The sequence below is a fragment of the Maribacter huludaoensis genome (genome assembly GCF_029350945.1).
GTDB lineage: Bacteria > Bacteroidota > Bacteroidia > Flavobacteriales > Flavobacteriaceae > Maribacter > Maribacter huludaoensis.
The window spans coordinates 1,038,838-1,051,738 of record NZ_JARKMS010000002.1 but is presented as its reverse complement, the minus strand read 5'-3'; the positions used below and the strand labels follow the sequence as shown (position 1 = coordinate 1,051,738).

General features: G+C 36.2%; 8 protein-coding genes. 3 read left to right on the top strand and 5 right to left on the bottom strand.

Features of this window, described 5'->3' with window-relative positions:
* Positions 1–46: 46 nt before the first annotated feature.
* Entirely contained in the window at positions 47–1,213 is a 1,167-nt protein-coding gene (locus tag PXC01_RS09585) for a glycosyltransferase (RefSeq protein ID WP_276472059.1), read from the bottom strand.
* A gap of 287 nt (positions 1,214–1,500) precedes the next feature.
* On the opposite strand from PXC01_RS09585, the gene PXC01_RS09580 reads away from it, so the two are divergent.
* From PXC01_RS09580 to PXC01_RS09570, 3 genes are read left to right on the top strand one after another with little or no spacing between them, the layout of a single operon-like run.
* A complete protein-coding gene (locus tag PXC01_RS09580) occupies positions 1,501–4,590 on the top strand; it encodes a hypothetical protein (protein WP_276472058.1) in 3,090 nt (1,029 codons plus the stop codon).
* A 1-nt stretch (position 4,591) separates the two neighbouring features.
* Positions 4,592–5,839: a hypothetical protein gene (locus PXC01_RS09575; protein WP_276472057.1), complete on the top strand. Its 1,248-nt coding sequence runs from the start codon at positions 4,592–4,594 to the stop codon at positions 5,837–5,839.
* A complete protein-coding gene (locus PXC01_RS09570; RefSeq protein ID WP_276472056.1) occupies positions 5,820–7,358 on the top strand; it encodes a glycoside hydrolase family 2 TIM barrel-domain containing protein in 1,539 nt (512 codons plus the stop codon). Before PXC01_RS09575 ends, PXC01_RS09570 begins: the two co-directional genes overlap by 20 nt.
* A 68-nt stretch (positions 7,359–7,426) precedes the next feature.
* On the opposite strand, the gene PXC01_RS09565 is transcribed toward PXC01_RS09570, so the two are convergent.
* The 4 genes from PXC01_RS09565 to PXC01_RS09550 form a co-directional block, all read right to left on the bottom strand.
* Entirely contained in the window at positions 7,427–8,656 is a 1,230-nt protein-coding gene (locus PXC01_RS09565; RefSeq protein ID WP_276472055.1) for a glycosyltransferase, read from the bottom strand.
* Between the two features lie 68 nt (positions 8,657–8,724).
* The gene (locus PXC01_RS09560) at positions 8,725–9,981 is read right to left on the bottom strand and encodes an MATE family efflux transporter (protein WP_276472054.1); all 1,257 of its coding nucleotides are present in this window, start codon (positions 9,979–9,981) and stop codon (positions 8,725–8,727) included.
* Between the two features lie 35 nt (positions 9,982–10,016).
* The gene (locus PXC01_RS09555; protein ID WP_276472053.1) at positions 10,017–11,156 is read right to left on the bottom strand and encodes a response regulator; all 1,140 of its coding nucleotides are present in this window, start codon (positions 11,154–11,156) and stop codon (positions 10,017–10,019) included.
* 270 nt (positions 11,157–11,426) lie between these two features.
* Positions 11,427–12,656 (bottom strand): glycosyltransferase, encoded by a 1,230-nt coding sequence (locus PXC01_RS09550; protein WP_276472052.1) that lies wholly within the window; start codon positions 12,654–12,656, stop codon positions 11,427–11,429.
* Positions 12,657–12,901: the final 245 nt, after the last annotated feature.

Sequence of the window (12,901 nt, the reverse complement as noted above, 5' to 3'; positions counted from 1 at the left end):
AACACTTTTATGAAACTTAACCAATAAACCTAAATTTTTAATAGTATTATCTGTAATGCACGGCTATTTGTGCAAGTTGACCTACAATTTTAACGGAGTCCTTCATAGAAAGTTTAGAACCATCTGCATGGATCCATCTTTTAAGCGGTTGTTCGCATATCATATCTTTAACGATAGTTTTACCGAAATACTTTTTCATTCTCATGAACAGTTCTACATCAAAAAGCCATTTGGTAACGAACTTTTTATTGAACATTTTTGAGGCAATTTCCCTATCCATTACTTTGGCACCACATTGAGTGTCCTTAAAAGGCATCCCCAAAATAGTTTGAATGATCAAGTTTATGGTAGTACTTATAATTTTACGGGCAGATTCCTTTGTGATATTGGCACCCATTCTTGCAATACGGGAACCACTTACTATTTTAAAATCTGAACTTTCAATAGTTTTTACCAAATCATCAAAATCCCTAAAATCCGTAGAAAGATCCGCATCTAAAAAACCTATATAATCTAACTGTTTATCTTTTACTAAATGAAGAATGCCCTGCCTTACAGCTTCTGCCTTACCACCATTCTGTTTACAGTTGTAGATACTGATATTATCAGGGTTCTCTTTTTTTAGTTCCTCAAGAACCGCCAATGTATTGTCCGTACTACCATCATTTACAAAGCATAAACGATACCCTAAATTTTTATGGGCAAAATCTTTGAACGCTTCACTTGAAAGTCGCTCTTCTTCATTATAACAAGGTATGACCACGCCAACACAATTCTTTTGTAATATACGTGTATCGGACTTTTTTGATTCAACCACGGTCTTGATTTTAGGTGCCCCAATAATTCTCTTGATTCTAGCTGCCATCTCATCTAAACTCACTGGTTTTTTAAGATAATCGTTTACGCCCAAAGAAAAATTCTGCATGATAAGCGACTCGTCCGTATTACCGGACATTACTAAAATTGGCGTATCGTTTCGCATAAATAATCGAATATATTTTACCACTTCCGTACCGGTACATGAAACAAGTTCGGTTCCGGACATCTCGGGCATATTCATATCAAGTAATACCAGATCCGGTTTAAAAGAATTAAATAACTGTATACCTGTTTCTATTGAGTTGGCGGTCTGTACTTGGTAACCTAACTCTGACAGTCGTTTCTCAACAGAAAGAAGTATAAGCTTTTGGTCGTCTATAGCTAAAATTTTCATACGCTTGGTTATGATTAGTAATGGTTAACAGTGACAAATCTACATACCAAGTACTAAAATCAGGAAACCGACAAGATGGCTGACAGTTTACTGTAGACGAATGGTTTATTACAATAGACCACTATAAATTATGCTTTTTTAACAACAGACCACATTACGGTATATCTTATCATAGCTATTGAAATTGTAGGTATTCTATTATTAAAATTTAAACTAATCCCTTTTAATTGTAATCATCATCTTATATATTTAATACCTTTATATTGAATTAGATTCTAATACAAGCATTGAAAAAAAAAACCAACACTCTTTTAATACTGGCATTAATAGTAGGTCTGGCTTTTCATGGTTCAGCTATTTTCTTTACGTTAGAATCTACTTATGATGCCTTAATTCATTTATTCTTTGCCGACCATTATGCCAGTAGCTGGTTTGACCCCTGGGAGTATAGATGGTATACGGGTTTTACCGTACAATCCTATCCGCCATTGGTACATCAGCTCATAGGCATTCTCTCATATATTGGCGGCTTAAAATTTGGCATGTATACCGTTGCCCTAATAGCCATAGTACTTTTTATAACCGGTGCATATAGGTATACCCTTTTAATGACCGGAAGCCGAAGAATAGCAGGCTATGGTGCCGTAATGGCCGTATTCTCATCAACGTTCGTAGAGACCTTACATATTTTTGGGCAACTGCCAAGCGTATCTGCATTGTCCATCTTATTACACGCAATGACAGAAATATACTTGTGGATCAAAACAGGTAAAACGCGTTATTTTATTACATCGGCAACCATGCTTGCGGTTACGGTAACCTCACATCATGTTACGCCCCTGTTCGGTATGGTATTCTTCATTGCACCTTTAATGGGCATGGCGGTTATGGATGCCGCCAGGGAAAAAGTAGCATCGTATAAAGCGCTTACCTTTAAAGTTTTCTGGGGTACCACATTACAGCATTTTTGGCGAATTGCGAAATTTGGCGGAACGGCAATATTTTTGCTCGTATTCTGTATTTTTCCATATTGGTATAACTCTAAAAGAAACCCCATTACACAAGTTGCCATACCACATGGCTCACGAGACAATTTCCTGGAAATAACGTCATCAGGTCTTGTGTTCTTTCTGATTCCGTGGGGCGTATTCCTTTTTATACTACCCTATTTCTTTTACAGATATTTTAGTAAAAGGTATGTTTTTTTCGGCTTATCGTTTACCCTATTGACCATATTGGGAACGGGAGGCACCACCCCCATACCACGTCTCATGTTGGGCGAAATGGCATTCAATATTTTAACTTTGGATAGGTTTACCTTATGGGCCACCATTATGGCGCTTCCCATATTTGCAGAATTTGCCTACAGGATGGTAGAAGGTGACCTAAAAACCTTGATACAGGAAAAATTTGGCGGGGTCTACCATAGAGTCTTGGGCGGACTGATTGCCGGAGGAATGCTTTTTATGGTATTGTTTACCATGACATTAGGCTATTTTAGACCCTCGCAGCCCGCTAAAATTAAAATGCTGCCCATAGTAAACTTTTTGGGTGCGGATTCACATGATTCATGGCGCTATCTACCGTTAGGTTTCGGTGATCAAATGGCATGGCTGTCCGCCCAGAGCGGAGCCATGACGGTAGATGGCAATTACCATTCTGCAAGGCGACTGCCAGAGTTGACTACCCGGGCCATTGAAAGAATAGAAAATTCTAAATTTAGGGGTGTAGAAGGAATTGGTTCTTTACAACAGTTTTTGACCGTACCTGAAAAATACAACTTAAAGTATATTTTCTCTAACGATAAATTTTATGACCCCATACTCTACTATTGTGGTTGGCAACGTTTACAGCAACTAGAAAACGGAATTATGGTATGGGAAAAACTAAATGTTGCCCCAATACCACAGATAATGCCCAAGCAAGACGTACCCACTATCATGAAGATCATGTGGGGCGTTATACCATTGACCACCGTGCTAATAGCCATATTCGTAAATATTCAAATGATATGGGTAAGACTTTTAAAATCTAGAAAAACGCCGGTACACTCTTTTATGAAATTAGAGTTGCCTTACAACAAGTTTCCTTCCAAATTATTGACCTTTTCCCATTGGTGGGCATTGGTAGTGCTTATTTGCATAGGGTATGGCATGTATATTTTCTACGTAAAGAACGTTGCTCAATTATCTCCAAACAACGTAGTAGAATCGTATTATGATGCATTGGACTTTAAAGAGTTCTCCACTGCACACTCCTACTTAGATCCAGAAGACAATATAGACATAGCGCAGTACATGCTAGAAGTTTCCGTTACAGATGGCATATTAAGCTCTTATGCAAAACTAGATTCTTTGGGCATAGAAATATATGATGAGACCGAAAATAGCGCAAAGGCAAAAGTTGCCACTAGATGGATCACGCCTTTAGAAAATGTTTTTAATAACGATTATCATGAATTGGTGAAACGTAAGAACAAATGGTACATTAAATCTAAGAAGGTAGACAACGATATTCCGCCAGACCAGTTATTTACTGCCAACGGCACAACCTATTACAACCATGGTAGACGAAAAATAACTACTCAAGAAACCTACCATGAAGATGTTCTAAAACAGCCGGTACTAGAAATTTTATCTGCAAAATTGGTTAAATATAAAGGGCAGTACAGTGTTATAGGAGAGCTACAGAATGTAGACAATACACCTGCAGATGTGGTCATAAAGGCTACTTTGTACAATGACGATGACAAAGAGCTGGCAAATTACAATGCCAAACATCAAATTAAACATAAGCTAATGCCCAAGGAAACTACGACCTTTAAAATAAATTTTGAAGGTATAGCGTGGTCGTCCACTAAAGATACTTTGCCTCCTACTTTTGACCCGGACCAGTTTACACCTGTCAGTTTTGAAGAACGACCTACCAAGTTCAATTTACAATCTGCCGGAAATACCGCAAATACAGATTTATATAAACACGTGGCATTACAAAATCTTAAATATACCGATCAAGGTTTTGAAGGCGTTTTGTTCAATTCTGGCGTACAAGAAGTTACCATACCGCAATTGATCATTTCTTATTATGATGAAAATAGTGAACTATTGTGGGTAGATCATAAATTTATTACGGAAGGTGTACGCATTCAACGCAAACAATTCTTTAATTACAAACCTTTGGCATTAGATAGTTTAGAGATTATAAGTAGCAGTTTAGAAAATTGTTTTGTAAACGGGTTGCCCAATAAAGCCATTGCGGATAAAATTTTTCCCGACAGAAAACTGATTCATGGCAAACAGCAGACCCAACCTTTTAAAGGAAAAGGCTATGACTATTTAAAATTTGAGATTAATAGTTATATAGGTAATCCAAAATAGTATGGACGGTAAAATTTTATACATTTTAGCATTTATACTACTTGGTTGTTCCAATAAAAAAGAAGAACAAACCACCTCATTTACCAAACCCGCGGTAGAAATAATTTCCAATACCACTAACAGTATTGCGGGTGAAGCAATTACACTCGTATTCAAAACTGAAGCAAATGTTAACACTATTAAACTGTACATAAAAAATGCATTTGGCAGTACGTTTTTGTCTCCCACGATATCCGAAAACGAAAATATTGTATTCCAAATTCCTAAAAACTACACTAGAATTGCCGGTCCGTGTAGATGGAAATTACTGCTAGAAGGGCACAACATACAAGAGGGGAAATTTGATGTTGCAACCAATGCGCCTAAAGCTACATATATAGAATCATATTTTGGTCCACGTAGCGTTACAGCAGGTTATAATGATTACTCTATGTTAACCATTGCACCTACCGATGCTTTCGACAACCCCTTGGATGACGGCACCAAGATTACAGTAAAATATCAGTTTCAAGAAAATATCGATGAAACAGAAATTGAAACAGAAAGTTTTTTTGCTTTTTACAATGTTAGGTCCACTTTAAAATCTGGCAGAATATTGGTAACCGCGGAATGTAACGGCACCACCTCCAAAGAACTTGCTACGATCGTATATCCAGATAATGCCACAGATTTTACTATAAGCGGTACTAGTGCACATAATTATGCGGATGGCAACCAAATAATCACCTTTACTTCAGATATCATCAAAGACAAGTATGGCAACATCGTAACTAATGGTACATTGGTAACCTTTGTTATAAAAACGGACAAAGATGCTTACCTATATACCATAGGGACAACCATAAACGGTATAGCCGAAGCAAAAACACTACACCCGGATGAAGCTGCCAATTGGGAAATACAGGCATTTGTAACCGGAGCCGCGGAAAGCAACACTACCAACTTTACTTTTAACGCTGCTATTAAAGACTACCCCGTTCATTTTTCAAAAGGAAATAGAAATTTGGATATTGGACCGTTTGAAAGTTTTATGAAACAATTAATACCTGATGGGCTATTGACACAATTGGATATTTACGATGCTAATGGTACATATATAGACACCAAAAAAACAACATCTAAAAACGGAGTATGTACAATATTTTTAGGCGAGCATTTTCTTGAAGATGGCGACTATATTTTAAAATTGACCGCTGCAGGTATTACAAAAGAATTTAGAAAGAATATTCATGGCGATACAGTTAAATAAAACACTATACAGAACTGTGTTAATAGTCACATTCTTGGCTATCAACACACTAATAATATATGGAATAGGTGCTGCTTGGACCTTTATGAATACCGGTGCGGACAAAACTTCTATGCTGCATTTAGAGGTACCTATGGAAGATGTCTACAAACCAAACCTCAACTGGACAAATTTAGACAACCCGGGCCGTCCTATGGAGAAGCAAGCCTTGGGTGAGATTACCAATGATTATATGAATGCATGGCACGTAAGAAATATTGCCTACAAAAAAAATGACCGTTACGGAATTGAAGATTTTTATACGGACAGTGCACGTGTAAGACTATATGACATAATAGACTTAAATCTAAAGAACAACCATTGGTACAAACGTACCACGCTAAACCACAATCCGGCATTGGATTTTTATACGGCAGACGGTACCATGGTGGTGTTCAAAGACCATAATGTTGAAGAGTACCAAGAAGCCTATGAGGGCGAAAGTCTTCTTTTTAAGGAAAAAGACACGACCAGCTATCAGGTTATGATGCTGTTGGAAGACGGATTTTGGAGAATTAGACATCTAAAGGAAATTGCCGCCCCTATTGACACTTCTAAAATAAAAAAACGAAATATAGAGGCGCAACTAAAAAAAATCAATACTCAAAAAGGTCTTAACTACTATCCTAAAGACTCCCCTTGGGATACTTTTGGCAAACGTTTTAACGACACCATCATAGAAAAAGATTTTAAAATAATACACGATATGGGTTTAAATACAATTCGTGTTTTTATTCAATATGAGGATTTTGGCAAAAATAGGGTCGATGCAAAAAAGCTTGACCTTTTAAAGAAACTATTGGATAAGGCAGAAGACAACAACTTGGATGTTCTTATAACCCTATTCGATTTTTATGGAGATTATGATATTTCTAATTGGACATTGACCCATAGACATGCAGAAGCAATTGTAAATGCGGTAAAAGACCATCCGGCACTTGTAGGGTGGGATATTAAAAATGAACCCGATCTGGATTTTGAATCTAGAGGGAAAGAAAATGTCTTACAATGGCTAAAACAAATGATTTTAGAAATTAAAAATTGGGATACCAAAAACCCGATTACCATAGGTTGGTCTAGTCCAGAAGCTGCTTTAAACCTATCTGAAGAAGTTGATTTCATTTCTTTTCATTATTATAAACAACCTGAATATTTTATAGAATCGTTTAAAATTCTAAGGTATTTAACACCAAACAAACCTATTGTGTTACAAGAATATGGAGAATCTAGTTATGACGGTATGTGGAGCTTATTTTCTGGCTCTAACGAAAAACAGGCAGCTTACTATAAAGAAATGCAAGGGTATCTAGCACAAGAGAACATTCCATATCTATTTTGGACACTTTATGACTTTAAAAAAGTACCTAGCTCAGTCGCAGGTAGCTTACCTTGGCGAACAAAAAAACAACATTTCTTTGGTGTTTTAGATTCTGTAGGAAATAAGAAACCGTCATATCATGAATTGGTCATAAAAAAATAACACGAAATAATGGTATAAAAAAAAGGCTGGTTACCACACCAGCCCTCAAATACTAACCATATCGATTCTTAGTGAACCAATTTTTTCTCCACAGCGGCTATATCTATATTAAAACCGGTTTCTTTAGACTTTTGTATTGCCTTAAAATAGTCTATATACATCTGTGTTATAGCGGACATTGGTAATGAGCATGCCGCTTTATAATTTTGTTTTGCAAGTTGTACACGGTACGTGTCGTCCGTAATAATTTTTTCAATGGCATTTGCCAATGACGACGTATCATGCGCATCAAAAAACTCGCCAACATAGCCTTCTTCTTTTACCAAAACACTTAAATCACCTAAATCTGGTAGCGCTACTGCATTACCATAACTACCTGCTTGATGCAATACGCCAGAACTGCCAGTGGTAGAAGTATATGGAAAAACGGTAACAGCACTATCTCCAAATATTTGGGGCACATCTTCTTCCGCTACATAACCAGTATATCTAATTTGTGGTACATGACTATATTTCTGCTTCATTTCTTCCAAATATCCAGGTGTATTGGGGCTATCCGTACCTGCAATGACAATTTCAATATCTTCATTGGTACGAGCTCTAATTTGTTCTACGGCCTCTATGAGAATTTCAACCTTTTTGTAGGTACCGAATTTACCGAATGCCATTACTTGTTTAGGACCTTCAGGAAGTTTAAAATCTGGTTCCGGGGGAGTTTCAAAAGCTCCATGAGGTATCAATGCTACGTTCTTAACCTTATACTTATCTTCTAATGTAGTTACATATTTGCTTATAGTAACCGCAAGAACATCTGATGCCAAAACAAATTTTGTCAACGTTGTACCTATAAAATTATAGATACTTTGCAACACTTTATTTTTAGTAAAACCTGCATTTTCCAAATCTACCTGCTCAAGAATATTATGCAACAATGATATAGTAGGTATACCTTTGCTCTTACAAATAAAAGGAAGCATAAGCCCTAATGCCGCAGGTATCTTTTTATCGCCAAATTTTAAAAACTGTAGATTAAATAAGACCGCATCTGGTTTTACCTTTGATATGGTCTTACTGATATTGAATATATTGCTATAACTATTAAAGCTCCAACATTCCTTTACCCTAATTTTACAACCTTCGCCCTCAAAATTTAAATCTTTAGGACCATCGGTTCTATCTGTAATCAGTATCAATTCTGTCACCTCTTCTTGCAGTCTAAAATGCTTTACCAAATAATAACCATATTCTGTTAAGGTTACTTTGCTAGGTGGGTATGCGGTTACAATGGCTAATTTCATTTGATTTGTATTTTATTAAATAGGTCTATTTCTTTTTAATGTAGCTATACTACATATGTATATATAATTTATTCTTGGATGATTTTGGAATCTACTTTGTTCTTGATGATAAAAAATAAGAGTTGCGCAACAAGTAATATGACCATTGCAATAATTTGCATATGTACTACAGTTTCCAAATTATTATGATATACCATTATCAGGGCAACTTGAGAGAAACCTAATAATCCTGACAGTATTACGGGCGCGTATTGATTTAATGATAAAAAATAATAAGCAAATATGTTCGATATAGCGAACAGCGAGGTTGCCAACGCATATTTCCACAATAAATGGGCAATGGACAAATAAGCATCACCGAACATTAATGTAATAATTAGATTGGGGAAAAGAAAGCACACAAATACAATAAACGTAGATAAACCACCAATAAAGAATACATACTTAAAGAGAACGGGAGCAGTTGGCTCACCATCCTTTTGTTTCTGAATTACGGTTGGCATCAATAGCATTACGAACATCCAAGCAACAAAATAAACAACCCTACCGATCAACGCCAATGATGAGTACAAACCCGCTTGTTTATCATCAAAATAATGCTTGACCAATAGAATATCACTATTGTTTATAATAATTTGAGTAAGCTCATACCCGGCAGTTAATCCTATAAATATCCAAACCTGTTTTAGATCTGCGGCAGCTAACTTATCTTTAGAAAATACCTGTACACCTTTAAAATCTGAAGGGTAAAGGCCAAACACAAAAGAAAGGGCTATACCTGTAGCAATTAATATACCCGGTTCAAAAGGCACTAAAAGCAAAAGGGCAAAAGTAAGGAGCAGTCTGCTCCACATTTCCGTTTGGTAGGTACCTGCCAATTTTCCAAAATCATGGCCTCCTTGAAATCTTCCCCTATTTACACTCATAACAAAGTATAAGGGTATGGCAACCGCAAAAATCATAAACATATAATGGTTCTGGGTATTGAACAGTTCTTGAAGATTCTTGGAAAAAACAAGAACGCCAATACCGGTAAATACGCCAAAAACCAATGCATACCTATACATGGTATTTTTAAATGCTATCCAGGTATAATCTGTAAACAATACCGCAAATTTTGTTGTGGCCAATTGAAATGTCATTCCCACAAAAGAAAGTACCAATAGTAAAGTGACCAATAATGCGGCATCTGCAAAAGCTTCAGGACCTAACAATCTACCTAATAATAAATTGTACAGGTAATTACCGCCATTTACCAACAAAGCACTACCCATAAACAATTGTTTAGGGGAGATTCGCTTAAGGGCTAATTTTATTGCTGTCATTTTAATAGGTAATTTTTGGGGGTTAAGAGGTATAGTTATCGATAAACAACTGCAATTTTGGCAAGTTGGCCAACGATTTTCACAGAGTCTTTCATTGACAGTTTAGATCCGTCTGCGTGTATCCATCGCTTTAAAGGCTGCTCACAAATAAGTTTGACAGCTTCTTTCTTACCAAAGTATTTTCTCATTCGTATAAACATTTCAACATCGAACAGCCACTTGGTAATAAATGGTTTAGAAAACATTAGCGGTACCACAGAACGGTCCATGACCTTGGCTCCGCATTGTGTATCGTTAAACGGCATTCTTAAAATGGTACGTATGATGAGGTTAATTGTCATACTTATGATCTTACGGGCAGACTCTTTGGTAATATCCGCACCCATTCTACTCATTCTAGAACCGCTTACAATTTTAAAATCAGATTTATCAAGTGTTTCTACCAAGTCATCAAAATCTCTAAAATCCGTGGAAAGATCGGCATCCAAAAAGCCTATATAATCTAATTGAGGGTCTTTGGCCATATGTAACATACCTAAGCGTACCGCTTCTGCCTTACCGCCATTTTTTTCACAATCGTAAATACTAATATTACTTTCGTTACCTTTTCTCAGCTCTTCTAAAACTTCTAAAGTTTTATCTGTACTACCATCGTTTACAAAACAAAGATGATAACCGAGGTTACTGTGCGCAAAATCCCTAAATTCTTTACCTAAAAGGCGTTCTTCTTCATTATAACAAGGTATGACAACGCCCACGCAATTCTTTTGCAGCATTCTACCCGTACCGGCAGCGTCAGTATTAATTTCTATTACCGGTGCGCCAATTAGTCTTTTAATACGAGCACTCATTTCTGACAAACTCACAGGTTTCTTCATATAATCATCGATCCCTAGCGTAAAGCCATCCATAATTATATTCTCCTGTGTGTTACCGGACATTACTAAAACAGGAGTATCCTTTCTACTGCCTGCTTTTATATATTTAACAACTTCTAGACCGGACATGTCCGGCATATTGATATCAACAAGCACCAAATCCGGTTTAAAGGAATCATATAAGTCTATGCCTTTTGTACCAGAATCAGCGGTCATTACATCATAACCTAGTTCGGTAAGTTGTTTTTCAACAGATAATAAAATAAGCTGTTGATCATCTATAGTTAGTATTTTCATGCTATAAGTAAGTAAGATTTAACTTACATATAACGCAGTATTTTACAAAAATTGTAAGATTTAAACAGATAAATAGTAAAATAATATTAAAGTCAAATTGGTTAAACCTCTGAAACTTACCTAAAAACGGGTGTTTTTAATATCATTTACATTCAATAAAACTTGTTTGTTAAAAATCATTTTACGTATTAAAACCGCTATTATTGGTATTAAATAAAAGGGAGAAGCTAACCACACTACTCCCCTTTTCACTAAACCTAACCAAATAGTTCATGCCATTAATTCTTTTTCTACCAAAGAAACGTCTAACGTAAATCCTTTAGATTTTGCCAATTGTAATGTTTTAAAATATTCAATGTACATTCCAGTAATAGTTGACATAGGTAATGAACAAGCCGCCCTATAATTTGCCTTAGACAAATACTTTCTGTAAGAGTCATGTGCTAATATATGCTCAATGGCATCTGCCAATGAGGCTGCGTTTTCAGGCTTAAAGAATTCACCCTTATAACCTTCTTCTTTTACCAATATACTTAAGTCCCCCAAGTTAGGTAATGCTACTGCCTTACCGTAACTACCTGCCTGATGCAATACACCGGAACTACCTGTAGTAGAAGTATACGGAAAAACCACTACGGCACTTTCATTAAAAATGACCGGCACATCTTCTTCTGCTACATAACCTGTAAAACGTAGCTGTTCTACATGTGCATACTTCTTCTTTATACCGTCTAAATAACCTGGTGTATTAGGGCTATCGGTACCTGCAATTACAATTTCAATATCTTGGTTGCTACGTTTTCTGATCAACTCTACTGCTTCTATCATAATCTCTACCTTTTTATAGGTACCGAATTTGCCAAAAGCCATTACTTTTTTTGGTCCAGATGGTAATTTATAGTTTGGCTCTGGTGGAGTTTCAAAAGATCCGTGCGGAATTAAGGCTACATTTCTTGACTGATATTTATCTTCTAAAATAGTTTGATATTTACTTATAGTTACCGCTACAATATCTGAAGCCAATACAAATCTTGTAAGCACGTTACCGGCAAAATTATAAATCTTCTTTAAAAATGTGTTAGAGGTAATACCGGCATTTTCTAAATCTACTTGTTCCAATATATTGTGCAACAAAGAAATGGTAGGTATACCTTTTAATTTTGATATAAAGGGTAACATTAAGCCAAGTGCCGCAGGTATCTTTTTGTGCCCGAACTTTAAAAATTGCAAATTGTATAATACGGCATCGGGCTTTGCCGACGCTATGGCTCTATTAATTTTAAAGAAGTTGGTGTAATCATTAAAATTCCAACATTCTTTTACCGTAATCTTACAACCTTCGCCCTCAAAGTTTAAATCTTTTGGACCATCAGTTCTATCGGTTATTAAAATAATTTCTGTTATATCTTTTTGAAGTCTAAAATGTTTTACCAAATGATAACCGTATTCGGTCAATGTTACTTTACTTGGCGGATAAGCGGTTACAATGGCAAGTTTCATAAGGTTAAGTTTATAGTTCAACTGGGTTATTGTTGTTACAAATATCCAACTAAGAGAAAGAAATTTAGGGCCATATTAGGTGGATCAAGAGTTACTGTAGACGAATGGAAGAAATGCTTGGTTAAACCTTATGCAGTCTTCCCTTATTAATATCTATCCTCCATATAGCACTGCTTAAATATGCCAGTTTTTATAATAATTTTGGACATGCAAAAGCCCGAAGAGGGGGAGTTTCTTCGGGCCGG